The 25,844-nt window shown below is 57.1% G+C and carries 22 protein-coding genes; 11 read left to right on the top strand and 11 right to left on the bottom strand.

The features are described 5' to 3' along the window. Positions 1 to 8 precede the first annotated feature (8 nt). Positions 9 to 617, bottom strand: coding sequence for a YigZ family protein (locus GQF00_RS00770; protein WP_161317095.1), 609 nt, complete (start codon positions 615 to 617; stop codon positions 9 to 11). Between the two features lie 65 nt (positions 618 to 682). Here GQF00_RS00770 and GQF00_RS00765 point away from each other — a divergent pair, with 65 nt between their 5' ends. Further along, a complete protein-coding gene (locus tag GQF00_RS00765) occupies positions 683 to 931 on the top strand; it encodes a hypothetical protein (RefSeq protein ID WP_161317092.1) in 249 nt (82 codons plus the stop codon). Here the strand turns inward: GQF00_RS00765 and GQF00_RS00760 are convergent. From GQF00_RS00760 to GQF00_RS00720, 9 genes are all read right to left on the bottom strand, one after another. Further along, complete coding sequence (locus tag GQF00_RS00760; protein ID WP_161317090.1) at positions 925 to 2,061, bottom strand: HlyD family secretion protein; 1,137 nt, start codon at positions 2,059 to 2,061, stop codon at positions 925 to 927. The two genes, GQF00_RS00765 and GQF00_RS00760, sit on opposite strands and share 7 nt — an antisense overlap. Continuing rightward, the gene (locus GQF00_RS16795; protein ID WP_161317088.1) at positions 2,061 to 2,408 is read right to left on the bottom strand and encodes a DUF3302 domain-containing protein; all 348 of its coding nucleotides are present in this window, start codon (positions 2,406 to 2,408) and stop codon (positions 2,061 to 2,063) included. The genes GQF00_RS00760 and GQF00_RS16795 overlap by 1 nt, the downstream gene beginning before the upstream one ends. A 49-nt stretch (positions 2,409 to 2,457) precedes the next feature. Further along, positions 2,458 to 2,952, bottom strand: a complete 495-nt coding sequence (locus tag GQF00_RS16640; RefSeq protein ID WP_161317086.1) for a YbaY family lipoprotein — start codon at positions 2,950 to 2,952, stop codon at positions 2,458 to 2,460. 100 nt (positions 2,953 to 3,052) lie between these two features. Next, on the bottom strand, positions 3,053 to 4,219 hold the full coding sequence (locus GQF00_RS00745; RefSeq protein WP_161317084.1) for an acyl-CoA dehydrogenase: 1,167 nt from the start codon (positions 4,217 to 4,219) through the stop codon (positions 3,053 to 3,055). A 191-nt stretch (positions 4,220 to 4,410) separates the two neighbouring features. Then, the gene (locus GQF00_RS00740) at positions 4,411 to 5,436 is read right to left on the bottom strand and encodes an MBL fold metallo-hydrolase (protein ID WP_161317082.1); all 1,026 of its coding nucleotides are present in this window, start codon (positions 5,434 to 5,436) and stop codon (positions 4,411 to 4,413) included. A 125-nt stretch (positions 5,437 to 5,561) separates the two neighbouring features. Next, positions 5,562 to 6,422, bottom strand: coding sequence for an OmpW family protein (locus GQF00_RS00735; protein WP_161317080.1), 861 nt, complete (start codon positions 6,420 to 6,422; stop codon positions 5,562 to 5,564). After that, a complete protein-coding gene (locus GQF00_RS00730) occupies positions 6,422 to 9,646 on the bottom strand; it encodes an Ig-like domain-containing protein (protein ID WP_161317078.1) in 3,225 nt (1,074 codons plus the stop codon). Before GQF00_RS00730 ends, GQF00_RS00735 begins: the two co-directional genes overlap by 1 nt. Positions 9,647 to 10,000: 354 nt before the next feature. Next, entirely contained in the window at positions 10,001 to 10,927 is a 927-nt protein-coding gene (locus GQF00_RS00725) for a ketopantoate reductase family protein (RefSeq protein ID WP_161317076.1), read from the bottom strand. 147 nt (positions 10,928 to 11,074) lie between these two features. After that, positions 11,075 to 11,722: a TetR family transcriptional regulator gene (locus GQF00_RS00720; RefSeq protein ID WP_161317074.1), complete on the bottom strand. Its 648-nt coding sequence runs from the start codon at positions 11,720 to 11,722 to the stop codon at positions 11,075 to 11,077. A 168-nt stretch (positions 11,723 to 11,890) separates the two neighbouring features. Here GQF00_RS00720 and GQF00_RS00715 point away from each other — a divergent pair, with 168 nt between their 5' ends. From GQF00_RS00715 to GQF00_RS00670, 10 genes are all read left to right on the top strand, one after another. Next, on the top strand, positions 11,891 to 13,078 hold the full coding sequence (locus tag GQF00_RS00715) for an efflux RND transporter periplasmic adaptor subunit (RefSeq protein WP_161317072.1): 1,188 nt from the start codon (positions 11,891 to 11,893) through the stop codon (positions 13,076 to 13,078). 27 nt (positions 13,079 to 13,105) lie between these two features. After that, positions 13,106 to 16,222 (top strand): efflux RND transporter permease subunit, encoded by a 3,117-nt coding sequence (locus GQF00_RS00710; RefSeq protein ID WP_161317070.1) that lies wholly within the window; start codon positions 13,106 to 13,108, stop codon positions 16,220 to 16,222. Between the two features lie 424 nt (positions 16,223 to 16,646). Beyond that, the gene (locus GQF00_RS00705) at positions 16,647 to 17,072 is read left to right on the top strand and encodes a PleD family two-component system response regulator (RefSeq protein WP_161317068.1); all 426 of its coding nucleotides are present in this window, start codon (positions 16,647 to 16,649) and stop codon (positions 17,070 to 17,072) included. Between the two features lie 36 nt (positions 17,073 to 17,108). Continuing rightward, the gene (locus tag GQF00_RS00700; RefSeq protein WP_161317066.1) at positions 17,109 to 19,319 is read left to right on the top strand and encodes a chemotaxis protein CheA; all 2,211 of its coding nucleotides are present in this window, start codon (positions 17,109 to 17,111) and stop codon (positions 19,317 to 19,319) included. Then, positions 19,309 to 19,800, top strand: coding sequence for a chemotaxis protein CheW (locus tag GQF00_RS00695; RefSeq protein ID WP_161317064.1), 492 nt, complete (start codon positions 19,309 to 19,311; stop codon positions 19,798 to 19,800). Before GQF00_RS00700 ends, GQF00_RS00695 begins: the two co-directional genes overlap by 11 nt. Before the next feature lie 23 nt (positions 19,801 to 19,823). Next, on the top strand, positions 19,824 to 21,836 hold the full coding sequence (locus GQF00_RS00690) for a methyl-accepting chemotaxis protein (protein ID WP_161317062.1): 2,013 nt from the start codon (positions 19,824 to 19,826) through the stop codon (positions 21,834 to 21,836). A 12-nt stretch (positions 21,837 to 21,848) separates the two neighbouring features. Next, positions 21,849 to 22,232: a response regulator gene (locus GQF00_RS00685; protein ID WP_161317060.1), complete on the top strand. Its 384-nt coding sequence runs from the start codon at positions 21,849 to 21,851 to the stop codon at positions 22,230 to 22,232. Then, positions 22,229 to 23,347 (top strand): chemotaxis-specific protein-glutamate methyltransferase CheB, encoded by a 1,119-nt coding sequence (cheB, locus tag GQF00_RS00680; protein WP_161317058.1) that lies wholly within the window; start codon positions 22,229 to 22,231, stop codon positions 23,345 to 23,347. Before GQF00_RS00685 ends, cheB begins: the two co-directional genes overlap by 4 nt. Further along, positions 23,344 to 24,168, top strand: a complete 825-nt coding sequence (locus GQF00_RS00675) for a protein-glutamate O-methyltransferase CheR (RefSeq protein WP_161317055.1) — start codon at positions 23,344 to 23,346, stop codon at positions 24,166 to 24,168. Before cheB ends, GQF00_RS00675 begins: the two co-directional genes overlap by 4 nt. Positions 24,169 to 24,197: 29 nt before the next feature. After that, the gene (locus tag GQF00_RS00670; protein WP_161317053.1) at positions 24,198 to 24,638 is read left to right on the top strand and encodes a chemotaxis protein CheX; all 441 of its coding nucleotides are present in this window, start codon (positions 24,198 to 24,200) and stop codon (positions 24,636 to 24,638) included. A gap of 132 nt (positions 24,639 to 24,770) precedes the next feature. On the opposite strand, the gene GQF00_RS00665 is transcribed toward GQF00_RS00670, so the two are convergent. Further along, positions 24,771 to 25,481, bottom strand: a complete 711-nt coding sequence (locus tag GQF00_RS00665) for a phosphoadenylyl-sulfate reductase (protein ID WP_161317051.1) — start codon at positions 25,479 to 25,481, stop codon at positions 24,771 to 24,773. Between the last annotated feature and the right edge of the window lie 363 nt (positions 25,482 to 25,844).

The raw sequence follows: 25,844 nt of genomic DNA, 5'->3' as shown, positions 1-25,844 counted from the left end.
CAAAGCGGTCACTGTGTGTGCAGAGTTATCTGCTCCGCTGCACACAGCGCCTCCAGGTCTGGTAAATGCTCACGGGGGGCTGACAGCGTAAGTCCTACCTGCTGGCCATATTGCACGTCCAGAACCTGCCCCTGATGCTGATCGGCCCAGTGACGCAGGCGTTGCTCCAGGGAAAAATCCAGCTCCAGACGGGCGTTGAAATGAGGAATATGCTCAACCCTTTCCACCTCAGCCAGCACGGATTCTGCCGCTGCAGCATAGGCACGAACCAATCCACCCGCGCCCAGCTTCACCCCACCGAAGTAGCGAGTTACCACCACCAGCACATCGCTCAGCCCTTTGTGCTGAATTACATTGAAAATGGGTTTGCCTGCTGTGCCGGAAGGCTCGCCGTCATCGTTCATGGCCGCCTGAGCGGAGGCCGGGCTACCCAGCAAATAGGCATAACAGTGATGCGAGGCATCCGGGTATTGCGCCCGGGCCTGTTCAACCACGGCCATGGCATCATCACGGTTCGTCACGGGTCTGAGCCAGGTAATAAAACGACTCTTGTTGATGATGATCTCGCGATCAACCGGTGCCGCAGGAACAGGATAGCCGTCGATGAAAGCCTCCATGATGGATGAGTGGGCATTAAGGCCTATGGTAAGGTTGCCCCCGTCAACGCGATAACGGAAGCCTCATGCAAGACCAACCGCTCCAGGACCCAGCGCGCCTTAAACCTCGTCGCCGGCTGGCGTTTATCATGGCACTGCTGGTCAGTGGCGTGATGTTCGGCCCGTGGATGATGTCGCTGTATCAGCAAGGCAGCCGCATTTTCATCATATTTGTGGCGTTGATGTGGCTGGCGGTGGGGCGCTTCTTCTACCAGCTTCTGGCCCCTGCCAGCCGCGAGCGGCCTGAGGCCACCCGCGACGACAAGGCTCAGTGATCCAGATACAGGTAATGCTGCCAGCTCATCATCCGCAGCAGGATCTTGCGCATCACCGCGACATGATGGACATACTCGGAATAGACCGCAGCCTGGGCATTCATGCCTAGCGGCAGGCTATCCACGTCGACATTGCCGCCGCCGTCTTTCATTTTCAGCACGACCAGGGCTTCATTGCTCATGTTCTGAAATGCTTCCGCACCCACCAGCTGCTGGCCCGCCGCCAATTGCGCTTCTGCGATGGTCGGCAGTACTTCAACCACCTCGGCTTCGAACACCTGGCCCGGAAGAGAGGTAAACGTCAGTTCCGCCTCATAGCCCGCCTTGAGTCGCAGCAGGGACTGCTGACGAAACGCGCCCACATAGCGACGATCCTGCTGGCTGATGAAGTTGGCCACCGGTTTCAGGGGAAGCGGCACCGCCATCATTCCCGGCTTTACCGCCAGCTGGGTAACAAAGCCATCCGTTGGCGCGCGAATCACGGTATTTTCCAGATTGAACCGGGCCTCATCCAGCTGCGCCTTGATGGCGGCTACCGCAGGGTCATCCCCATTGATGTCACCGCTCAGCTGAGTCTGGGCCTGTTCCAGTGCTGCCTTCGCGGCATCCAGATCCGCATTGGTACCCACCACACGCTCACGCTGGGTATCAATTTGCTGGGCACTGAATGCTGAGGGCGCTCCCTCGTAGCGCGCCAGGGTCCGTACCGCTTGATCACGCTTGGCCCTGGCCTGAGCGACCTTGGCACGCGCCTCGGATACCGCCGCCACGTTCCCCCGGGCCAGCTGCCCGGTATCCGCCAATTGCGCCTCAAGTGTGGCCACCCGCGCCCGGAAACGGGTGTCATCCAGAATCACCATAGGGTCACCCTGCTTGACCGGGGTATTGGGTTCCACCTCCACGGAAACCACCCGGGCACGCACTTCAGACACCACAGGCGTAACGATATAGACCTGCCGGACCTTGCGGGTAAACGGGTGGTTATAGTTCATCAACAAGACCAATGACCCGATCAGTACAATGCCACCCAGCACTGCGGTGGGAACGGTCCACTTGTTCAGCGGCACCTTGAAGACCTTGAAAATGAAGATACAGACAGCGGCGTAAGTAAGGAGGAGTAACGTTTCCATCAGGCGCGATCCTCCAGTTTCTGTTCCAGCAGAGCAATCCGTTCCGCCTGTGCATTCAATGTTTCCTGCAACTGGACAAGCAGTGCTTCATCGGCCTTTTGCTGTTCCTGAACTGCCTGAAAGCCCCAGCCACGCTCAGGGCGGTACAGCGTTGCCCAGATCCACAGGAACGGCCACAGCACATGCAGTGTGAAGAGGCTGACCCAGCCCGCCACATGGATGGCATCCTGGTGAGGGTGATTCCGCTCCTTGGCAATTTCATAGGGAATGTCATGGATGACGATGACGCCGTAGAACAGCACAAGGCCAACAAAAAACAGCAGCCCTAAAGCCACGTAACTCAACATTGCAGTATCCTTAATGCAGTAAACCGAAATTGAATGAATGGGTACTGGACTATTCCCCGTCAGGCTGTGAATCCTGCCCGACCTTTTCCAGCAGGATAGTAACATCTGTGGGAGCAAGCTCACCGCCCAGTTCCACGGTGTGGCGCTGGGTCGTCGTCCATAACAAGGTACCATCCTCGCCACGAATCTCCGCCCGCACCGCATACGCCAGTGGGTTATCCATGGTCACCGCCGCTGCCTGGTAACGCAGCGCGAAAGGTACTGGCACAGAGCCTGGATTTTCGATGTGTTGCTGAGCCAGCACCTGCGCCGGGGCATCCATGCGCGACACATCCGCCAGCGTCACGGTGACCGTGGCTCCCGGAGGCATGGCCATGCGCTCGCGGTACATAACCTTGCCGGACAACACTTGCTGCTCAGCCTCCACCGTCACTTGCTCCTGTGAAGTGGCGTCCTGGTCACAGCCGGTCAAAATAAACGGACTGGAAAATGCCACCATGGCGCTGAACAGAAAACCAGCGGTTCTTGCGGGATAACTCGTCACAGCAGACTCCTGGCTAAACAGTGGTTAGCCCACCCAGCGCTGCGGGCTAGCGGGCTAACGGGCTTTGCTCAAGGCTAAAGCAAGACGATGACAAAAACAGTTAACTAAATGCCTGCAGCCCCGTCTGTGCCCGACCCAGAATCAATGCATGCACATCATGGGTCCCTTCATAGGTATTCACCGCTTCCAGGTTCATCATATGCCGGATCACATGATACTCATCACTGATCCCGTTCCCACCGTGCATATCCCTGGCTTCTCGGGCTATCTCGATGGCCTTGCCACAATTGTTGCGTTTCATCAGTGAGACCATTTCCGGCGCCCACTGGCCACTATCCATCAGTCGACCCAGTTGTAGCGCCCCCTGCAGGCCCAGAGTAATCTCGGTCTGCATGTCCGCCAGTTTCTTCTGGATCAGCTGTGTCTGGGCCAGGGGACGTCCAAACTGGTTGCGATCCAGGGTGTACTGGCGTGCGGCATGCCAGCAAAATTCCGCTGATCCCATGCTGCCCCAACTGATGCCATAACGGGCCTTGTTCAGGCAGCTGAAAGGGCCTTTCAGGCCTTCCACATCCAGATGATTTTCTTCCGGCACGAAGCAGTCATCCAGCAGAATCTGACCGGTGATCGACGCACGCAGGGAAAACTTGCCTTCAATCTTCGGCGTGGAGAAGCCGTCAAAGCCACGCTCCACCACAAAACCATGGATCTTGCCCTCCAGCTTGGCCCACACCACCGCCACATCAGCGATGGGCGAATTGGTGATCCATGTCTTTGCGCCGCTAAGCCGATAGCCGCCGTCCACCTTGCGCGCACGGGTGACCATGGCGCCGGGGTCGGAACCATGGTCCGGCTCGGTAAGCCCGAAACAGCCCACCCACTCACCACTGGCCAATCTGGGCAGGTATTTCATCCGTACCAATTCACTGCCAAAGGCATGGATTGGATGCATCACCAGGGATGACTGCACGCTCATGGCAGAACGATAGCCGGAATCCACCCGCTCCACTTCCCGGGCCACCAGCCCATAGCTCACATGGTTTACCCCCGCCCCGCCATACTGCTCCGGAATGGTCGGCCCGAGAAAACCCAGCCCGCCCATCTCGTTCATAATCTCGCGATGGAATACCTCGTGGCGGTTGGCCTCCAGAATCCGCGGCATCAGGCTTTTCTGACAGTACTCACGCGCCGCATCACGAATCATGCGCTCGTCATCGCTCAGCTGGGTATCGAGCAACAGCGGATCGCGCCAGTCAAAGGCCTGCATGGAAGTCTCCTGGTCAAAAGGCCGCGGCGCGGCAAAGGGGGAAGATCAGGGGAATAAAATGCCAGAATCAGTTGCGAGTTGCGAGCAGGGGTGTGGTGTTGCCCTGCTGACTCAAGACAAACATCATCGAAGACGCATGCAAGCACCGGGTTATCAAGTTCGCTACCCGAAACTCGTCCCTCGCAACTGACTCATGCACTGAACCGCCAGATTCCATCGACCTGCTCGCGCTGCACCCTGCCCTGCAACATCAAACAGTTCAGATGGGCAATACTTTCACCCATGGCAAACATCAATTGCTGGACATCCAGTTTGCGGTTGAAAAGCACCGACAACAGATCAAAGGCAGACTGGGGACGTTGCTGACAGGCGGCCTGGACGCGATCCAGCTGCTCATCATGATGATCAACCAGGGCATCCACCCGGGCACGCAGACCGCGAAAGGGTAACCCGTGAGCAGGCAGCACCAGCGTATCCTCCGGCAGGTTGTCACGCAGGGCCTTAAGGCTGTCTACGAAGTCGGTGACCGGATCCGCATCCGGTTCCGAAGCGCGGACATTGAGGTTGCTGGAAATGGTAGGCAGCACCTGATCACCGCTGATGAGGAGGTGATCCTCATGGCGATACAAGCAAAGGTGCTCCGGTGAATGACCACAACCCACATGCACTATCCAGTTTTTTCCATCAATGCACAGCGTATCCCCTGCCGCCAGAAATCCCGGTTCGGTCGGTAAAGGCTGAACAACCCGGCGAAAACCATTGCCCTTCCCGGCAACCTTGTTGAGATCATCGCCAAGCAGTCCATGGCTGCCAAGAAAGTGGCGCAGGCGATCGACGGTCTGAGTATCCGTGGAGTCACAAATGCTATTGGTCAGCGCCCACTCGCCACGGCTGATCAAAACCTCTGCACCGGTTTCCTGCTCAAGCCAACCGGCCAACCCCAGATGATCCGGATGGTAGTGGGTAACAATCACGCGGGTTAACGGCAAGTCATCCAGTTGCTCTCCAATGAGGCTCTTCCAGATTTTCTGGCTGGGCCGAACCCCGAGTCCGGTGTCCACTACCGTCCAGCCGTCGCCATCACGCAATAGCCAAAGGTTGATGTGGTCCAGCGCAAAGGGCAAAGGAAAGCGCAGCCAGAAAACACCACTGGCCACCTCCATGCGGATCGCTGAAGGAGGAATTTCGGAGAATGGGTATGCGAGGGTGTTGCTCATGGAAAGCAGCCAGAAAACAGGGAGGACACTATTTCACGATGGCTCCTACAGCCTCAATGACGAAAACTTACAGGAAAACTCAGGAGCAGCAGAGAGCAGCTCCTGAGTGGCAACGAGCCCCAGATTCAGAAGGTGAACCCGACCCCCAGGGTAAACGCATAGACATTCATATCCGCCACGAATTCAGCATCGCCAACTGCCGCATACTGATACTGCGGCAGACCCGGCGCGCGGATGAAAGTGCTTTCCAGTTTGGCAGAGACTTCCTTGACGCTGATGTATTTCACATCGGCCGCCAGCCACCAATAGTCACTCAAACGCCAATCGACACCGGCCTGGCCGACCCAGCCGAACTTGTCCTCGATCTCCAGCTCCGGCTCACCGACTTCAGTGAGAATCGGATTGGTCACATGGCTGTCGTAGGTGAACAGGTACACTGCGCCGAGGCCAAGGTAGGGCCGGAAGTTGTGCTCGTTGCGGAAGCGTTTCACCAGGGTCAGCATGGGCGGCGCCACCTTGGTTTCCGCCACCTTTTCGCCCAGTGCCGGCACCCCGGTGGGGATGCCGTTGGCTTCCGTTACCAGCGGCACATCGGCCAGCTTGCCCCTGGCTTTCAGATCCAGGGTGGGCGGCAGGGCCGCCATGGTTTCCACGGACCAGCCACCGCCCCACAATTTCCAGCGCAGCTTGTAGCCGATGATGGCTGCCGGAATGGTCAGCGGATCACTGAACGCCTCCCCTTCCTGTTCACCCGGCTCCACTGCGACCTCGGCGATCTCGGACAAGTTACTCAGGGTAATGGAACGGGTCTTCACATCCGGAGACATGTGAATGGCACCGAAGCGGAAGTAGAGGCGGTCTTCGCCGAAGATCTTCTGGGTGAAATCCACCAGCGGATAATCCGGTCCGTACATGTCTTGCGCTGTGACGCCTGCCGATACACCAAGCAAGACCAAAGAAACCAGGATTCGAGTCATTTTTCTCATTATTGTGCTCCTGCTTCCAATTCGGTGGCGGTGGTCAGCAGTGCCTTGGCCGGGCTATTCACCACGCGGATACGAAAGTCGTCCTTGTCGATACCCAGTTCCGCGGTTACCAGTGCTGGCAGCGGGACGAGTGCCCCAAAGTCTCCCGTGTTCAGTGAAAGATTCACGCCAGCGGCAATCGCTGATGTGTTAGAACACTCCAGAGTAATCTGGCCGTTGCGCAGGAATTTCACTGGCCCCTTGATAAAGGCGGAAATGTCCTTGCTCTGCACATCCCCTACGGCAAGGCCACCAAGGATTTCCAGATCCGGCGCATCCATAAGCGCATCCAGCCTGGCGATGAACTGCACCTGCTCTTCACCGACTTCGTTAACCACAAAACCCAGCAGCGGACGGTCCGGGTTATCCTTGTAGGGACTGAAACGCAGCACCAGAGGACCTGTTTCCAGTGTCAGGGGCACCAGGCCAAGTACGTTGGCTGTCAGCGTAAGATTGGTGCCCATGACAATCTCGGGGTTGATCTCAACCGGGATCATGGTGTCGCCTTCGGCGTCGAAGCAGAACACTTCACCATCGGCATCCTCGTCACCACACCACGTGTTATCACCGGACCTGGTCATGCCGATATAGGTCAGATCCAGCGGAATCTTTTCCAGGAACGCCATCGGCAGGGCGGCATTGGTGAATGCCGTATCCTGAGTCAGCTGCGCCCCCGTCACAGGCCCTTCCACACTGCGCAGATTGGCACGGGCGTAATTGAACACGGCGGGGACTTCCTCACCCTCATCCAGGTAACCGTTGGCGTTAACATCGGTATAGTCGCGGGTCAGTACGGTGGCATAGATGGCGCCGTAATCGGCACGGGCCATGAAATCGATGATGATATTCGGGCCACCGTCGCCGCCGGCAACACCATTGAGCGGATCGGTATTCAGCTGCCGACCGCCCTGGCTTGCATCACTGAGGAAGGTTGAGCCGGAACCGTTCACCACGATCCGGTAATTTCCTCCATCCTGCATCACGTTGGGCTGAGGGTAGGCTCGCAGGCGCAGCGGGTTCAGCTGCATGGACATGGGGATCGCTTCCCATACGCCAAACACTTGCTGTCCCAGGCAGACGGCACCGGTTTTACAGCTTTTGCCATCGGCCGCAATGGCCCCTGCCTCCATGGAAGTCAGATCCATGGGCTGATTGAAACTCAGCTCGATGGGACGACTCATGTCGTACTCAAAGTCGCTGTACAGCAGGTCGGATTGCAGCCCGCCAGCGCAGCGACCGGACTTGCCATCCTGAACATCGGTATCCACCAGGGCACAACCGACCCCCGGATAGATCCCCAGCAGGATCGGCGCTGCCGCGTCCGGATTACCACCAGCAACAGCAAAGCTGGAAGTATGGAACTGCAACTTGCCGTCACCCCCGGTGGCATCCTCGGCAAAGCTGAGATCAAGAGGTGAAGGTGCAAACATGTCCATGTCGGTGAGACCCGCGCCCAGATCAAGAAGAAAATCCTGCCCCTTGGCTAGCGGGCTCAGCGGGGTCACCACCACCACCGAGCCAGAACGATTCACCTGGATAGGAACATCCGTACCGGCGCTGAGGTTATTGAGGGTAATGCCTTCAAGACCTGCGGCGGCCACCGGCTCGTTGAAGGTGAGGATAATGTTGCCCGCCGATTCTGCTGCCGGCTCGCCATCAGAGGGAAAGGTGCCGGTGAGTATCAGCGGCTCCTGATTGGTTTTGTCCAGTGGAAAGTCCACATCCGCTCTTACCCCGAGGGCAAAGTCTGCACTGACCTGGGCAGCACCACTGAACACATCCAGTTCCATGGTGCGGAACACTTCGAAGGTCAGAGCACCATCCTTCACATCCACCACGCCCACGGCTCGAATGTGCATCAGGTTCTGGTTGATGGAACCGTTACCTTCCGGGCTCACCGTGTGCATGGCCAGATCAAAATCCATGTAGACATGCAGCGGAGCAAAATCATCATCAGGCTGGAAGCCTTTTGGACGATAAGGATTCGGTGTCATGAAGCCGGTGATGTCGGTCACGAAGGTGCCGATGATGTCACCGGTGGAAATACCGGTATTCACTTCGCCGCCGAGCTTGATGGGATCAATCCCGGTGATTCTCAACTGCTGGCCTGCCCGTGCCACCACGGGTGTGGCATAGGGGAACTTTGCAGGCCGCCCCAGGAAGCCTTCCAGGGTGACCGGTTTGGTATCCACCCGGGTAATGCCCAGCGCCACGGTTTCCAGGTTGAACTGGTTCAAGGGGGCGCCATGCAAGCGCGAAATAGCCGGATAACCACTGTCACCCAGGGTCGGGTCGGCCTTCATCAGCTGGCGAATGGGCGGATTGGCGTCGGTAAGCTTGTCCTTGGACTGAATAGGATCGAATTGGTAGCTGACATCCACCACCGCCTCATCATCAAAATCCTGGATGCCGCTGATAGACACTCGGTACGTCTCACCACCGATCAGATCCTCCACCGGATCCAGCGTGATGTACTGACGCTCAGCCAGCACGTTCACATCCACCAGTTCGGTCTGGCCAGTCAACTCCCCCTGCTCATCACGCAGCAGATGCTCCATGATGATGGTGTCGCCGTAACGCACTGTCGTCTGCACCAATGGCTCGCTGAAGGTCAGGCGTACCGGCGCAAAATCCATGAACGGGAAAGTGGCCTGTTCCGTGGGGACAGGAAGATAGACGCCAGCCGGCTCCATATTGATGGCCAACACTTCCGGCACGGCATTGGGCAGTGGGTTGTACTGACGGGTACGGAAGCTCAGTAGTGGCCCCTGCTGGTTCAGGTTAACCACCCCCTTGGCAATGTCGGATGACAGCCACAAGCGATACTGCTCCCCTTCACGCAGACTTTGCATAGAGAACAGTAACGTCTTACCCCCATTAGTCAGCGTAGCGCTGGAAAGATCAATCTGTTGCCCCTGGCTGTCTACCAGACAGATCGCCCCCTGGTAGTTCTCCCCCTCCCGGGTACAAGGCTTGCCCAGTTGGGACGCATTGATGGCTGAGGAGAACGTCAGCACCATCTTGCTGCCGGTGGGTAGATCCACCATGCCATCGGCAGGATACGCATAGATCAGGGCATTGCCGGGATCCGGCGGGATAAACACATCGGGATCTTCTTCGCAGGCATACAGCAGCGGTAGTAGCAAGAGCATGCGGGAGGTGGCGAGGAGTTTTTTTGTGCGCATTGTTTCACCCAGTTCTTGTTTTCAGACTCCATAGTCACGGACAGGGGCGAATGGGTTCGATGGTGTGCTGGTATCTGCGCGTTATCGTTTGTAATTCAAAAATCCACAAAAATCAGTATTTTATCTACATCCTCAGTATACAGAGACGGATATGGTGTTTTGTCTCGTTGGATTAAGCCTGCTTTTACAGGCTCCAGGAAAACGGCCATTCGAGAGACGTTTTTGCGTTTAACAAATTATTGCTTAACAAAAGAGTGACAAAAAAAACCACGGCATGACGGTTGTTATCATGCCGCGGTCTCGTTGAAGAAAATTCGTAACGCTTGTCACGGGAATCCGTTACCACATCCCCTCTCAAACCACCGACTTACGCATCCTTAAGGCCACCAGAATGGTTTCAAGACACGGAACGGGGACCTGATGCTGTCTGGCTATGGTCACCACGTTGCCGAGAATGGCATCCAGTTCGATCGGGCGGTTGTTGAGATAATCCAGCGCCATGGAGTTCTTGTAGGGCCCCATGGCTCGTGTACCGGGAATGTTCTTGTCGATCAGCTCTTCCGGCAGCGGGTAACCATCCGCCCTGGCCACCGCCATGACTTCTGCCATCAGGTTTCTTATCAAGGCCTCGCCGCCTTCAGCGTCTAACATGGTCAGGGTATCGGCCCCGTTGGCCAGCACGCTGAGAGGATTGAACGCGGCATTCCAGACGCATTTTCGCCAGCGCTCCCCCACAATGGCCTGACTGTCGTCCACCTTGATACCTGCGTCCCGGAACAATCCGGCCATGCGCTCGCAGTGCGAATCGAAACCTGTCGGGAAATTCCCCATCACCAACTGACCATAGGCCTGGTGACTCACCCTGCCCGGCGCCGTGCGGCTCACTGCGATAAACGCCAGACAGCTCACCAAGGGGTTGTTCGGGTAGGCATCCGCCAGCTCCCGTTCGATATCCAGCCCGTTTTCGATCAACACCAGAGCGGTCTCATCCCCCATCCAGGGGCGCACCAGCTCGGCCCTGTCTACGCCGGGAATGACCTTGACGCACAGCAGCAGATAATCCGGTGTGTTATGCGGTGTGTCACCGGGCTGGTACACATGATCCGGTTGCCAGGACAAATCGCCGAGGGGACTTTCAAGCTGGATCCCTTCGCTGACCACGGCCTGATAATCCGAGCGCAGCACCACGCTCACTTCGCAACCTGCACGCTTGAGCAAGGCGCCATAAAAGCTGCCGATAGCGCCGGCGCCTACCACCAGACAACGAGGTTTGTTCTGCATCGGGTGTCCTTACATCACTGACATAAAAAAAAGTAACAGGTCGCCTTCTCGTCCCCTTGGTGGGCCATAGCGGCCGCAAACCCCTGTGCCGCCTCCATGGCTTTCACCATGAAGCAACAGACCAGATGACCGCACCAGAATACCGAATCAGGCTGCGGGAGAGGGACCCTGAAGATAATGGGAGGTTTGCAGACATTGCAGGCTGGCGCCAACAAAGTTCCCGGCTTCGACGGCCAGGTCGACACTGTCTGGATCCAGCAACCAGTACATGATCATGCCCGTCAGTTGACTATGCAGCCAGATCACCGCCCGCGGCACATCCAGTGTTTCGGGTAATTGCTGACAGCGGATGGCATTGTGCAACACACGCGCCATACGGCTGGAAGACTCGCGACACTTTTCACGCTGCATGCCCAGTAATTCCAGATTGTCTCCGCTGAATTCGCACTTGTGAAACATGATATCGAAGATGCGCTGCTGGCCAGGATCATTCACCACCCTCTGCAACAGGTAGACCATGAATTCTTCAAGCTTGCCAAGCGGGTCCGGCTCTTTGGGATCTTCGGCTTTTTCCGACATCATGTCGAAAAGCAGCCTGCCCCGTTCGACCATGGCCATGAAGACGTCATGTTTATTTTTGAAATGCCAGTAAATGGCGCCTCGAGTTACCCCCGCCTCGGTGGCAATATCATTGAGAGAGGCAGAGAGTACGCCCTTGCGCTGAAAAACCCGCTCCGCGGCGTCGAGTATTCGGGCTCGGGTTTCCAGGGCTTCTGATTTTGTGCGCCGGACCATAGGGGCACCTGTGGGAAAAGATCAGAAAAGTCGAATTAACTTCACGGCCAGCTGTATACATTCAGGGATGCATGTATCTATAATGAACCTGATTCATTTTTATTACAACTCCGCCCCCTGCTGCCTCGCGCAGTGGTTTCGGCGTGGATTCAGGGAACAGAGGTAACTATGCGCAGCGGTTTCATTCTTTCCACCATGGCGGTGCTCCTGGGCCTGCAACTGGCAGGCTGTAGTGACAACGGTGGCCAGGGCGGCCAGATGCAACAGCAAGCTCCGGAAGTGGGCTTTCTTACCGTCAAATCCGAGACGGTCACGCTCGACCGGGAACTGCCCGGGCGCACCACCGCCCATCGCATCGCCGAAGTCCGCCCCCAGGTCAGCGGCGTCATCAAGGAGCGTCTGTTTCAGGAAGGTCAGGAAGTGAACGCCGGCCAACCGCTCTATCAGATTGATGACCGAACCTATCGCGCAGCCGTTGCCACGGCCCGTGCCGAGCTTGCCCGCGCCCAGGCCACCCTGCATTCCAACGAACTGCGCGAAAAACGTTTCCGTCAGCTGCTCGAAAAGCGCTCTGTCAGCCAACAGGAATACGACGAAGCGCGAGCCCAGCTGGACGAAAACAAGGCTGCCGTTGCCGCCGCCCGAGCCAACCTGCAAAGCGCCCAGATAAACCTGGACTATGCCACCATCACTGCTCCCATCGATGGACGCATCGGTCGTTCCAGCGTTACGGCTGGTGCCCTGGTGACCGCCAATCAGGCACAAACCCTGGCCACCATTCGCCAGCTGGATCCGATCTTTGTGGACCTGACCCAATCCAGCAATGACCTGCGCCTGCTGCGCAAGGCCATGGCCGCCGGCGAACTGGAACAGGTCAGCGATGACCAGGCTCGCATTACCCTGCTGCTGGAAGATGGCAGTCATTATCCGCAGTCAGGTGTCCTTCAGTTCTCTGAATATGCTGTGGATGAGAGCACCGGCTCCGTGACACTGCGCGCCCTGTTTCCGAATCCGGATGGTGATCTGCTGCCCGGCATGTTTGTCCGCGGCCGTCTGCCGGAAGGCCAGCGCAGCAACACCATTCTTGTTCCGCAGAAGAGCATTACCCGTGACCCCACCGGGCAGGCCTTTGCCATGCTGATCGACAGCAGCAACATGGTTCAGAAGGTCAAGGTGAATACCGAGCGTGCCGTGAAAAACCAGTGGCTGATCAGCAGCGGCCTGAACAGTGGTGACCGCCTGATTGTCGACGGTCTGCAGCGCATTCAGCCCGGCATGCCAGTGACACCGGTTGATACTGAAAATGCCGCGCCGCCTGCCACTGACGGCAACAACAGCGCCAACGAAGCCCAATAACGCAGCACTCAGAGAAGCGGGAACCCCATGGCCAGATTTTTTATTGACCGTCCCATTTTTGCCTGGGTGATCGCCATCATCATGATGATGGCCGGCGCCCTGGCAATTTACACCCTGCCCATTGAGCAGTACCCCACGGTAGCCCCACCGCAGGTAACTATTGCCGGTAACTACCCGGGCGCCTCGGCAAAAACCGTGGAAGATTCCGTTACCCAGGTAATCGAGCAGCAAATGAGCGGCATCGATAACCTCATGTACATGAGCTCCAGCAGCGACTCATTCGGTAACGCACAGATCAGCCTGACCTTTGCGCCGGGCACCAATCCCGACATCGCCCAAGTCCAGGTGCAGAACAAGCTGCAGCTGGCCACCCCCCTGCTCCCCCAGGAAGTTCAACAGCAGGGGATGCAGGTCACCAAATCGTCGGACTCCTTCCTGATGGTAGTGGGCTTCACCACGGAAGATGGCAGCCTGACCCGTGCCGACCTGGCTGACTATGTGGCGTCCAACATCCAGGATCCTGTCAGCCGGGTTCCCGGTGTCGGTCAGATCCAGTTGTTCGGTGCGCCCTACGCCATGCGCATCTGGCTGGATCCGAACAAACTGAACAAGTTTGATCTCACTCCCCAGGACGTGGTGCAAACCATCCAGGTGCAAAACAACCAGGTGGCCAGCGGCCAGTTGGGCGGTGCGCCTGCCGTGCCCGGCCAGCAGCTCAACGCCACCATCATTGCCCAGACCCGCCTGGAAAACACCGAGGAATTCAGCAACATTCTGCTGAAGGTAAATCCGGACGGCTCCCAGGTGTTCCTCAACGACGTGGCTCGGGTAGAGCTGGCCGCCCAGAACTATGATGTGGCAGGTCGCTATAACGGTCAGCCCGCTGCCGGTATCGCGATAAACCTGGCCACCGGTGCCAATGCCCTGGACACCGCTGACCTGCTGCGCAAGCGCCTGGCCGAGCTGGAACCCTTCTTCCCCGAAAAAATGAAGATGGTGTTTCCCTATGACACCACCCCCTTCGTGAGCATCTCCATTGAAGAAGTGGTGCATACCCTGTTCGAGGCCATCATCCTGGTCTTCCTGGTGATGTTCCTGTTCCTGCAGAACTTCCGCGCCACCCTGATCCCCACCCTGGCCGTGCCGGTGGTACTGCTGGGCACCTTTGCCGTGCTTGCTGCGTTTGGTTATTCCATCAATACCCTGACCATGTTCGGGCTGGTGCTGGCCATCGGCCTGCTGGTGGATGACGCCATCGTGGTGGTGGAGAACGTGGAGCGGGTCATGCATGACGAGGGGCTGCCTCCCAAGGAAGCCACCCGCAAATCCATGGGCCAGATCACTGGCGCCCTGGTGGGTATCGCCCTGGTGCTGTCTGCCGTCTTTGTCCCCATGGCGTTTTTCCCGGGTTCCACCGGTGCCATCTATCGCCAGTTCTCCATCACCATCGTGTCCGCCATGGTGCTGTCCGTGCTGGTGGCCCTGATTCTGACCCCGGCCCTGTGCGCCACCATGCTCAAGGCCAAGGACAGCGAGCACCAGACCGACCATGGCTTCTTTGGCTGGTTCAACCGCAACTTCGACCGCAGCAGCCGCAAGTACCAGGGCGCAGTGGAAAGAATCCTCGGCCGTCGCGGACGCTACCTGTTCATCTATGTGGTTATCGTCGGCGTACTTGGCTTCAGCTTCCTGCGCCTGCCCTCCAGCTTCCTGCCCAACGAGGACCAGGGCATCCTGTTTACCCTGGTTACCCTGCCGGCCGGTTCCACCCAGGAACAGACCGTGAACGTGCTGGAGAAAATGGAGGATTACTACCTCAACGAAGAGACCTCCGCCGTGGATGGCCTGTTCACCGTAGCCGGCTTCAGTTTCACCGGCCGCGGCCAGAATGCCGGTATGGCGTTCGTAGACCTCAAGGACTGGTCGGAACGGGATCTCGCCGTGGACGGCGCCGATCAAGTGGTTGGCCGCGCCATGGGGTATTTCTCCACCATCCGCGAAGCCATGATGTTTGCCCTCAGTCCGCCGTCCATTCCGGCCCTGGGCAATGCCAGTGGCTTTGACTTCCAGCTGCTGGACCAGGCTGGACAGGGCCATGAAGCCCTCATCAATGCCCGCAACATGATGCTCGGTATGGCCAGTCAGGACCCGCGCCTGGTGGGCGTTCGCCCCAATGGCCTGGAGGACAGCCCGCAGTACCAGATTGATGTGGACCAACAGAAAGCCAAGGCCCTGGGGCTCACCATCACCGACATCAACAACACCCTGCAGATTGCCTGGGGCTCCAGCTACGTGAACAACTTTGTGGATCGTGGCCGGGTGAAGCGCGTTTACGTGCAGGCCGATGCGCCCTACCGCATGCTGCCGGAAAACATAGACGACTGGTTTGTCCGCAACAGTCAGGGAGAGATGGTGCCTTTCTCTGCCTTCGCTACCGGTCACTGGACCTACGGTTCGCCCAAGCTGGAACGCTATAACGGCGTGTCATCCGTGAACATCCAGGGGAATGCCGCGCCCGGTTACAGTACCGGTGATGCCATGGACGCCATGGAAGAACTGGCCGCCAAATTGCCGCCGGGCTTTGGCTTTGAATGGACCGGCATGTCCTATCAGGAACGCCAGTCCGGCGATCAGGCCCCTGCTCTCTATGTGATCTCGCTGATGGTGGTATTCCTCTGCCTGGCAGCACTCTATGAAAGCTGGTCTATCCCGATTGCCGTGATGCTGGTGGTACCCCTGGGGATTCTCGGTGCTGTGCTGGCAGCCACCTTCCGCGGCCTGAACAACGACGTGTTCTTCCAGGTAGGCCTGCTGACGACCATTGGCCTGTCAGCGAAGAACGCCATTCTGATTGCGGAGTTTGCCCTGGAACTGGAAAACAAGGGGGAGCATCTGCTGAAGGCAACCCTGGAAGCGGTCCGCATGCGGCTTCGCCCGATCCTGATGACCTCACTGGCCTTCATGCTCGGGGTAACCCCGCTGATGATCAGCACCGGCGCCGGCGCCGGCGCCCGTAACGCCATCGGTACCGGGGTATTTGGTGGCATGCTCACCGCCACGGTGCTGGCCATCTTCTTCATCCCGCTGTTCTATGTGGTGGTCAGAAAGCTTTCAGGTGTTCCCCTGCACGGCCGTCACGACTAGCCCTCCTTTACCCACCAAAAACCCCTTCCAGCCCGCCATCCGGCGGGCTGTCTCGTTGTCGCCCAGCCCCTTCAAATCCTAACGCGCCACCTAATCCTTGCGGCTAAGAGAAATTCCATTCATCCCTTCACTGGGGGCATTCGTCTTGAGAGTAGAGCCTGGCACGGTTGTTCAGGACTAACGTGAAGAAGTCGTCAAGACGAAACAAGGCCGATGATCGCGAGTGGGCGTAATCGTGACAATTGTCACTGCTGAAAATGCAAAAAACAGATATGTCGAATATCGCCCGCGGTATACCACTTATCCCGAAAGTGTTTCACCACTCCCACTGATCATCTACACCTGACCGACAGCAATACGCAAATGGGCGCATAAAAAGGAGTGGTTATCCACTTCACCACCTCCAGGCAACACCGAGGTAAAAATGGGACTAGCAGCTATACCGAACAAAGTCACGGATCGACTGAATATCCTGGTCGTGGACGACAGCACCGCCGTTCGCAGCCTGATTATCGCCAAACTTTACGAACTCGCCGAAGACACTTTTGACATCGACGTCAGCCAGGCCGCGGATGGTAATGAAGCCTTGGCCTGCGCCGAAAAGAATCACTTTGATCTGATTTTTCTGGATGTGGAAATGCCAGGCATGGGCGGCCTTGAGGCCTGCCAGAAACTACGCGAGACAGGCATTACCGCGCGTATCGCCATGCTATCCAGCATTACCTCAGCAGAATCACACATGGCCGGACACAAGGCTGGCTGCAATAACTACCTGGTCAAACCGCCCCACGACAGCGACCTTCGATCAGTGATGCGGCTGACCTCCCTGATGAAACAGACCTCTGCCTGACCGGACAGAAGTACAACCACATAACCGGGACTGGTCATGCCACAGAATGATAAAGCGCTACAAAGTTTTCTGATCGAGAGTGATGAAAATCTTGCACAGCTCGAACAGGATATCGTCGCACTGGAACGCACCCCGGATGACAGTGACTGTGTCTCCAGCGCATTTCGTGCCATTCACACCATCAAGGGCACCTGTGGTTTTTTTGGCTTTAGCCACCTGGAGGCTCTGACCCATCTGCTGGAAGACATACTCGGTGCCATGCGTGACGGGCACCTGAAGATGGATCTGGACACCGCCGCAGCCCTGCTCGACGGCGTTGATGAAATCCGCGTATTCCTCAGGCACATCAACAGCGAAGGTGACGACGGCAAAGCCGCACCGGAAGCGTTGATGGCTCGCCTGCATGACCTGGTACCGGAGAAAAGCGCCAACGAACCCACCGTTGTCATCCCCGAGCCAGAGGTGGACACCACCGCAGCCGTGACGGTAAGCGAACAACCTGCCGACGATGAATCCGGCATCCAGGCCCTCGAGCACGATCACGAAGACAAGGAAGCCATGGCCTCCAGCCCTGCTCCATCTGAAAGCACAGTACGGGTTGATGTGGTTCTGCTGGACAAGCTAATGAACGTGGTAGGCGAACTGGTGCTGACCCGTAACCAGCTACTGCAACATGCTGCCAGCCAGAATGACTCGCAGCTGGTTAACCTGTCCCAGCGACTCAATATGGTGACCAGCGAATTGCAGGAAGGCCTGATGCAAACCCGCATGCAGCCCATCCGCAATGCCTGGGCCACCTACCCGCGTCTGCTTCGGGATCTGGAAAAGAAAACCGGCAAGCGCGTCACCCCGATTCTGAGGGGCGGCGATACCGAACTGGATCGCAGCTTGCTGGAAGCTATTCGGGATCCTTTGATTCATCTGGTCCGCAATGCCGTAGACCACGGCATTGAAACACCAGATGCACGCCTGGCAGCCGGCAAACCGGAAGCCGGCACCCTGACACTCAGCGCCTATCATGAAAGCGGTAACGTCACCGTGGAGATCAGCGATGACGGCAAAGGGCTGGACAGCGCGAAGATCATTGCCCGGGCTCTGGAAGCCGGCCTTCTGCAACCAGACCAGGTGGATTCGCTCACCGAAAGGGAAAAGATCCGTTATATCTTCCAGCCCGGATTTTCTACCGCTGAAACGGTTAATGACCTTTCCGGCCGAGGTGTGGGGCTCGATGTGGTTCGTAACAATGTGGAGCGTATCGGAGGCTCCATCGACATCAAGAGCACGCCTGGCCAGGGCACCACATTCAAGCTGAAGATCCCTCTCACACTCGCCATCGTCCCCGCACTGATCGTGCGTTGCCTGCATCAGCGTTTTGCCATTCCCCAGGTCAATCTGCTGGAAGTGGTGTATGTGGAAGCCGACAAGCTGGAAGAAGACATCCAGACTGTGCATGACGCTCTGGTATATCGCTTGCGCGGCCGCCTGCTGCCGCTGGTAGACATGCGCTCGCTGATGCACATGGGCAGCCCCGAAAAGCAGCATGACCAGTTCATTCTGGTACTGACTGCCGACCAGCAGGAATTTGGCCTGCTGGTGGATGATGTCCGTGACACGGAAGAGATTGTGGTCAAACCCCTGGGCCGTCTGCTCAAGGACAACCCGTGTTTTGCCGGCGCCACCATCATGGGTGACGGCCGGGTAGCGCTAATTCTGGACGTCAAATCCACCGCCGATTTTGCGGGTGTTACCCGTCAGGATCGCAAACTCAACCAGCAGATCGGCTCGAATGGCGATAGCCACCAGCCCATCAACGTGGCGGAGAACTATCTGGTTGTTCGCCCCAGCGAACAGGCTGGCCGCTCCGCCATTGCCCTGTCAAAAGTTTCACGACTGGAAGAAATCCGGCGTGATCTTATCGAGCACTCAGCGGGCCGTGAAGTCATCCAGTACCGCGGCAAGATTCTGCCCCTGATTCGTCTCGGCGAGAGCAGTCGTTCGGAAGAAGAACAGAGCGAGATGATTCGTATCGTGGTACAGCCCACCGAGTTTGGTGAAGTTGGTCTCGTAGTCGAGAACATCATCGACATTGTGTCCGATGACAAGGGGAACATCGAAAAAGTCGCACAAGTCGATGGGGTACTTGGAGCCGGAATACTTCAGGGTCATGTTACCGATTTCATCGACAGTGACTCTCTGATTCGCCAATACCGCGACACAAGCAATAACGGGGGTCACGATGAACACTGATCAGCTGCTTTGCACTTTTACCGTGGCAGACAAGCACTACGGTGTGATCGTGGACAACGTGCAGGAAGTCCTTGCCAACCACCAGATCACTGACATCCCCCTGGCACCTCCCGGCGTCATGGGACTGATGAACATACGTGGCCGTATTGTGCCCGCGATCGCACTCCGCAAAGTCCTGCGTCTGGGCGAAAAGGTACGTTCCGATGATGACGATGACGAAGACAACATCTTCAACATCATCATCAACCATGATGGCGAGCAGGTCGGCCTGATGGTGGATCAGATCGGCGACATCATCACCATTAACCCGGAAGACATTGAAGCCCCGCCAGAAACACTCAAAGGCGCGGCCAGACGTTTCATGTATGGCGTTTTTTCCGTGCAGGACACCCTGCACCTGTTGCTTGATCTCGACACTCTGCTTGAAGACGAAATGTGTACCCGTTCCCTGAGCCAAACCACACGCAGCGTTTTGCAATAAGCCAGTAACAAGGACAGTGACCGATGAATAATGAACAGAACAACATAAGCGACGATTCCATCTATAGCCGGGTTGGCGGAGAGCCGGCCATCAAGGCGGTCGTATCGGAGTTTTATGACCGTGTGCTGGCTGACCCGGCGCTGGCGCCCTACTTTCATCTCAAGCAGCGAAAAGGTCTGGAGGAATTGCAGGTCAAGTTTTTCAGTCAGGCACTGGGTGGCCCACAAAACTATAACGGCCGCGACATGGTCGAGGCCCACAAATCCCTGAACATCACAGCCAAATCCTTTGACAAGGTTGCCGAGCACCTGAACGAAACCTTGTTGGCGGTTGGTGTAGATGAAGACCTTGCCGATCAAATCATGCAGGCAGTAGCACCTCTCAAGGAGCAGATCGTGAACGAACCCAACACTACCCAGACGAATGATTACCAATCGGTTGATGCCGCCCTGCGTGACGTAGACCTGGAAACCTCTGTCACCGACAGCCTGGAAGGGGTAAAAGCCACCCTGAAAAGCCTTCAGGCCAACGTCTTTGTGGCAGACACCAACCTCAACATCGTTTATATCAACCCCCGCGCCAACGAAACCCTGGCGACTATTTCCCAGCCTATCTACAACACCTTTGGCGTGCGGGTTGAGGAAATTCTCAACGGCCACATCCACCGTTTCCACCGCGATCCGAAGCGCGTTGAAGCCATTCTGCGTTCACCGAAGTCCATGCCCCACTCCGCGGACTTCAACTTTGGCGGTGTCACCCTGCGTACCCGCATCAATGCGGTCATGACCGAAGAAGACAAGATCGCTGGTTATACAGTGTGCTGGGAAGACGTAACCACCGAACTGCGCCAGGAGAACGAATTCCGTCGCGTGATGAACATGGTGGATCAGATGCCCACCAACGTGTTCCTCTGTGACCGTGACCTGAAGATCATTTATCTCAACCCTTCCGCCACCGTGACCATGAAGAAGCTGGAAGCCCATCTGCCGATCAAGGCACATGAGCTGCTTGGCGCCAACATCGACATCTTCCACAAACGGCCCGAACATCAGCGTCGCATCCTGTCTGATCCGAGCAACCTGCCCTATCGCGCCCGCATCAACATCGGCGATGAGAAGGCCGATCTGCTGGTGAATGCCATCTACGACGCCGAAGGCAGTTACGTCGGCCCGATGCTGACCTGGGAAATCGTCACCGAAAAGGTTCTGCTGGAAGAACGAATCCGCGGCACCGTAGAAGTGCTGGCCACCTCTTCCGAGGAAATGATCGCCACCAGCGACCAGATGGGCTCCAACGCCGCCATTACCAGCCGTGAGGCAAACTCTGCGGTGAACACCGCTGACGACATCAACGAGAACGTACAGGCGGTGTCCACCAGCATTGAAGAGATGGGCGCCAGCATCAAGGAAATTGCCAAAAACGCCACCGACGCGGCCCGCGTCGCAGACGAAGCGGTAAGCATTGCAGAAGGCACCAACACCACCATCAGCAGCCTGGGCACCAGCAGTGCCGAGATTGGCAAGGTGATCAAGGTCATTACCGGCATTGCCCAGCAAACCAACCTTCTGGCACTCAACGCGACTATCGAAGCGGCACGAGCCGGTGACGCCGGACGAGGTTTTGCCGTGGTCGCCAACGAGGTGAAAGAACTGGCCAAGGAAACTGGCCGGGCCACCGAGGACATCGGCCAGAAGATCGAAGCCATTCAGGTAGACGTAAAAGGCGCCATCGAAGGCATTGCCCGCATCAGCGAAGTGATTCATCACATCAGCCAGGTGCAGGGCTCCATCGCCTCGGCGGTAGAAGAGCAGACCATCACCACCAATGAAATGGGTCGCCGCGTTGGCGATGCCGCCAAGGGCACCAATGAAGTGGCAACCAACATCAGCGGTGTGGCAGAAGCGGCCAAGAGCACCAACGCCGGCGTGGAAAGCATGCGCCAGGCTGCAGCTGAACTGGCCAAACTGTCTGCGGATCTGCAAACCCTGGTGGTAGATGCCGAACGTAACTCCCGTGCAGATAACCAGAGCAAGTAAGGAGGAACAGCCATGGCCACTCCGCAAGCACTTGTCATTGACGACTCACGAGCCATGCGGCTCATCCTTGGTGACTTGCTGAATCAGCTTGGCTACGAGACCCACGAAGCAGGAGATGGCCAGCAAGCCATCTCCCTGCTGGAGGGAGACACCAACATTCCCTCGCTGGCTCTGGTCGACTGGAATATGCCGGTCATGAATGGACTGGACTTCATCAAGGCAGTACGCGAGCAGAACTGCTACACCGGCATGAAATTGCTGGTTGTCACCAGTGAGGCAGAGGTGGGACACATGGTAGAAGCCCTCACTGCCGGTGCCGATGAGTACCTGATGAAGCCCTTCTCATCCGAAGCCCTGGCCAGCAAACTGGAAATGCTGGGATTACGCCACGCATGAACCGGATCCGTGTGTTCCTCGTGGATGATACCGCCGCCGTGCGGCACATCCTTACCCAGATTCTGGAGGAAGACCCTGACATTGTTGTGGTCGGCACCGCGTCAGATGGCCAGCAAGGCCTGGAAAGACTTTCTCGCGTGGAAGCTGATCTGCTGATTCTCGATGTGGAAATGCCAGGCATGGGTGGGCTGGACATGCTAAAAGCCCTGAAAGCCAGACAATCCACGCTCCCTGTTCTGGTGTTCAGCTCCATCACCGAACGCGGCGCCATGGTCACCATTGAGGCGCTTTCACTGGGCGCCAGTGATTATGTACCGAAGCCTGCCATGGTCGGGACAGCAGCGGAAGCCCGTGACTACATTCGCAACAGCTTGCTGAGCAAGATCAAATCGCTGTTCAAGCTTGAGCCTATTGCCCCCACGAAACTCTCAACGCCCACCATTACTCCGGGGCACGGATATCGACGTATTCCCTCCCGGGTCGATCTGGTCGTTATTGGCTCTTCCATGGGCGGCCCCAAGGCGCTGGGTGAAATCATGTCCGCGCTACCGGACGATTTCCCGGTCCCCATTCTGATTGTGCAGCACATGCCCGCGGTCTTTACCAAAGCCCTGGCAGCCCGCCTGAACCAGAACAGCAAGCTCTCCATTAGTGAATGTGATCAAACCACAGTCATCGGACCCGGTCAGGTACTGCTCGCCGCGGGCGACTATCACATGACGGTATCCCGGAAGGCGAATCAGATCTCTGCCGCTCCACTGCGTTCCGAACCGGTCAATTTCTGCCGGCCGGCCGTGGATATTCTGTTCAATAGTGCAGCAGAATATTTTGGTGCCAACACCCTGGCCGTGGTTCTCACCGGCATGGGCCAGGATGGGCTGGACGGTTGCCGCGCACTGGCAGACGTGGGCGCACAGATACTGGTTCAGGATCGTGCCAGCAGCGCGGTCTGGGGAATGCCAGGGGCCGTCTCTCGAGCAGGGCTGGCGACCGCCGAGTACCCGCTAATGAAGATGGCCGATGAAATTACCCGCAAGGTCAATCGCGGCCGCCCCGTATTCCGCACACGACTGGAGCGCCAGGATGGCAAGCGTAATCACGAGGTTCCAGGATGAGCGAGATCCATCCGGAGAATTACAGCCATCTGCGCAATTTGATGTGCGAGTGCATCGCCGTACATCTGCCTGATGACAAGGCCTATCTCGCTGAAGCCCGACTGCATAGCCTTGCCCGAGAATACACCCAGGGAGATATCAACGCGCTGATCGAGAAGGCCTGCAGCGACACCGGCGACGAACTACGCTGCCAACTGGTGGAAGCCATGGCCATCAACGAAACCTACTTCTTTCGCGACCCGATCTTTAATGAAAGTTTCATCGATCACATGCTCCCGAACCTGATGAAACGGCGCCGATCAGACAAAACATTAAGGATCTGGAGTGCGGCCTGCAGTACCGGGCAGGAACCCTACAGCATTGCCCTGCTTCTTGAGGAGCACTTTCCCGAACTCAAGGACTGGGACGTGCAAATCATTGCCAGCGACTTCTCCCGCCAGTCCCTCTCCAAGGCCCAGAGCGGCCGTTACGGGCTCACGGAAATGAACCGCGGTCTTCCTGCCCTGCTGATGGCCAAGCACTTCGAACAAATCGATCTGGAGTGGCAGGTAAAGCCCGTGATCCGAGAAAAAGTGGAATTTCAGCGCATTAACCTGATTCATGACTGGCCGGAGGCACTGCCGCAATTTGACATCGTTTTGCTGCGTAACGTGCTGTTGTACTTCTCCATGGCAGACCGCATGAAGGTACTCCACAAGGTACGGAGCCAGTGCCGTGATGACGGTTATCTACTCCTTGGTGCAGCAGAAAACCTGGAAATCGCCAGCGGCTTCACGCCGGTACAAGCAGGCAAGTGCGGTCGGTTCTACCAACCTGGTTAAGTTCGATTAGACGAAAAAAGGTGCACCTAATGGATTCACAAACTGCACAGCTATCCATAAAAATTGCCCGCATTGGCAGCACAGTGATGAATGATTTTCTGAAAATCCCGGTGCAGAATGGTTCCTCCCCCGCCGGCAGCCTTCCCCGTGGCGCCGCCATTACCATCTCTGGCGGCTGGAAGGGCTCCATTACCATCAGCAGCAGTGACGAGCTCAGCCGTCGCATTGCCGCGGCCATGTTCCGCAAGGACGACGACAGTGTTGACACCCGGGATATTACCGATGCTCTCACTGAACTGACCAATATCATCGCCGGCAACATCAAGGCCATTCTCCCCGGCCCCAGCCAGCTGTCCCTGCCTGTCGCCCTGGAAACGGTCCCGGAAGCCAACCAGGGCTCGGTGCAAGTTCAACTCGAGGACGACAAAGCCGGACACCTGTCGATTTGCTTGCAACCGGGATTGCATTGAATGAGAGACCGGGCTCGCCACACGCTTCACGCAAAACCGACATTCCAGAAGCCCATCAATCACCCCAAATGAAAAAGGCCGCCCTCCCGGGGCGGCCTTTCGCGTGTTGCATGAAGCGACGTGTAGCGGCTCTTACAAATGAATGCCGCACTCGGTCTTGCTGTTACCTTTCCAGCGACCATCACGACCTTCACCTTTGAAGGTACAGTGGCTGCAACCGATAGAGTCGTAACCCTCGGCCACCAGCGGATGGAACGGCAGATCGTGCTCGGCAATGTAGCGATCACGTTCTTCCTTGGTCACATCGATCATCGGATTGAACTTGATCATGCCCCGGCGCTCTTCAAACACTTCCAGGCCTGCACGATGCTCGGTCTGCCACCCCATCAGGCTGGAGATCCACAGATCATAGTTTTCCTTGGCCTCTTCCAGCGGGTTGACCTTGTTCACCTGACAGCACAGGTCAGGATCGGTTTCCCACATACGGTTTTCCAGAGACACCTGGTGATGATCCGGGTCTGGCTTCACGTCTACAACCGTCAGGCCGAAACGCTCGATCAGGTAATCCTTGTACTCCAGCGTCTTGTCGAAGTGGTAACCGGTATCGATGAAATGAACCGGTTGCTCAGGACGAATGGAGGAAATGATGTGCAGGAAATAGGCTGACGTCGCTGCGAAAGACGAAGTCACCATAATCTTCTCAGCCGGAAAATCCTGGTATACGCGGCGAATACGCTCTTCAAAGCTCAGCGAACGATACACACGGTTCAACTCGGCCAAAGCCTCTTTGGACAGGCCAGCCGTGTTATCTCCGAAACGTGTAATCATTTGAGCACTACCCATGATTTACAGCCCTCACTATCAGGATTGGCGAAGAGTCATGATAGGGCCTGCGGGAAGAATATAAAGGAATATATAGTGATACTTTTATGCCACTTCGGAATATATAGAAATTCGTGATCTCCGGGTAAATACCCACCATATCGGTGCAATTTCAGTACGGATCACGGCTCCGCACCCTTGCCGCGTTCCGCAGTCGCTCGATTCGCCATGCAAGCCCTGTAGGAGTTCCCTTCCAGGGGACGAACCGAGCGCAGTGAGGCGACCGAAGGGAGATCATTCTTTAAAGACCCGTCGAGCCTGAAAATGCCTGATCGCCCTGCGGTCGATTCCGTGCTTCGCACGGTTCGCACCTCAAGAGGTGCT

Source organism: Alcanivorax sp. DP30 (assembly GCF_009882945.1).
Lineage (GTDB): Bacteria > Pseudomonadota > Gammaproteobacteria > Pseudomonadales > Alcanivoracaceae > Alcanivorax.
The sequence above is the reverse complement of the archived record's forward strand: the minus strand, read 5'-3'. Positions and strand labels throughout refer to the sequence as shown.

What these genes read in the sequence shown, in the direction of transcription:
- GQF00_RS00745 (WP_161317084.1), bottom strand. Translation starts at nt 4,219, where the DNA reads ATGCAGGCCTTTGACTGGCGCGATCCGCTGTTGCTCGATACCCAGCTG.
- GQF00_RS00720 (WP_161317074.1), bottom strand. Translation starts at nt 11,722, where the DNA reads ATGGTCCGGCGCACAAAATCAGAAGCCCTGGAAACCCGAGCCCGAATA.
- GQF00_RS00760 (WP_161317090.1), bottom strand. Translation starts at nt 2,061, where the DNA reads ATGGAAACGTTACTCCTCCTTACTTACGCCGCTGTCTGTATCTTCATT.
- GQF00_RS00725 (WP_161317076.1), bottom strand. Translation starts at nt 10,927, where the DNA reads ATGCAGAACAAACCTCGTTGTCTGGTGGTAGGCGCCGGCGCTATCGGC.
- GQF00_RS00690 (WP_161317062.1), top strand. Translation starts at nt 19,824, where the DNA reads ATGAATAATGAACAGAACAACATAAGCGACGATTCCATCTATAGCCGG.
- GQF00_RS00695 (WP_161317064.1), top strand. Translation starts at nt 19,309, where the DNA reads ATGAACACTGATCAGCTGCTTTGCACTTTTACCGTGGCAGACAAGCAC.
- GQF00_RS00715 (WP_161317072.1), top strand. Translation starts at nt 11,891, where the DNA reads ATGCGCAGCGGTTTCATTCTTTCCACCATGGCGGTGCTCCTGGGCCTG.
- GQF00_RS00735 (WP_161317080.1), bottom strand. Translation starts at nt 6,422, where the DNA reads ATGAGAAAAATGACTCGAATCCTGGTTTCTTTGGTCTTGCTTGGTGTA.
- GQF00_RS00740 (WP_161317082.1), bottom strand. Translation starts at nt 5,436, where the DNA reads ATGAGCAACACCCTCGCATACCCATTCTCCGAAATTCCTCCTTCAGCG.
- GQF00_RS00730 (WP_161317078.1), bottom strand. Translation starts at nt 9,646, where the DNA reads ATGCGCACAAAAAAACTCCTCGCCACCTCCCGCATGCTCTTGCTACTA.
- GQF00_RS00765 (WP_161317092.1), top strand. Translation starts at nt 683, where the DNA reads ATGCAAGACCAACCGCTCCAGGACCCAGCGCGCCTTAAACCTCGTCGC.
- GQF00_RS00710 (WP_161317070.1), top strand. Translation starts at nt 13,106, where the DNA reads ATGGCCAGATTTTTTATTGACCGTCCCATTTTTGCCTGGGTGATCGCC.
- GQF00_RS00700 (WP_161317066.1), top strand. Translation starts at nt 17,109, where the DNA reads ATGCCACAGAATGATAAAGCGCTACAAAGTTTTCTGATCGAGAGTGAT.
- GQF00_RS00670 (WP_161317053.1), top strand. Translation starts at nt 24,198, where the DNA reads ATGGATTCACAAACTGCACAGCTATCCATAAAAATTGCCCGCATTGGC.
- GQF00_RS16795 (WP_161317088.1), bottom strand. Translation starts at nt 2,408, where the DNA reads ATGTTGAGTTACGTGGCTTTAGGGCTGCTGTTTTTTGTTGGCCTTGTG.
- cheB (WP_161317058.1), top strand. Translation starts at nt 22,229, where the DNA reads ATGAACCGGATCCGTGTGTTCCTCGTGGATGATACCGCCGCCGTGCGG.
- GQF00_RS00685 (WP_161317060.1), top strand. Translation starts at nt 21,849, where the DNA reads ATGGCCACTCCGCAAGCACTTGTCATTGACGACTCACGAGCCATGCGG.
- GQF00_RS00665 (WP_161317051.1), bottom strand. Translation starts at nt 25,481, where the DNA reads ATGGGTAGTGCTCAAATGATTACACGTTTCGGAGATAACACGGCTGGC.
- GQF00_RS00770 (WP_161317095.1), bottom strand. Translation starts at nt 617, where the DNA reads ATGGAGGCTTTCATCGACGGCTATCCTGTTCCTGCGGCACCGGTTGAT.
- GQF00_RS00675 (WP_161317055.1), top strand. Translation starts at nt 23,344, where the DNA reads ATGAGCGAGATCCATCCGGAGAATTACAGCCATCTGCGCAATTTGATG.
- GQF00_RS00705 (WP_161317068.1), top strand. Translation starts at nt 16,647, where the DNA reads ATGGGACTAGCAGCTATACCGAACAAAGTCACGGATCGACTGAATATC.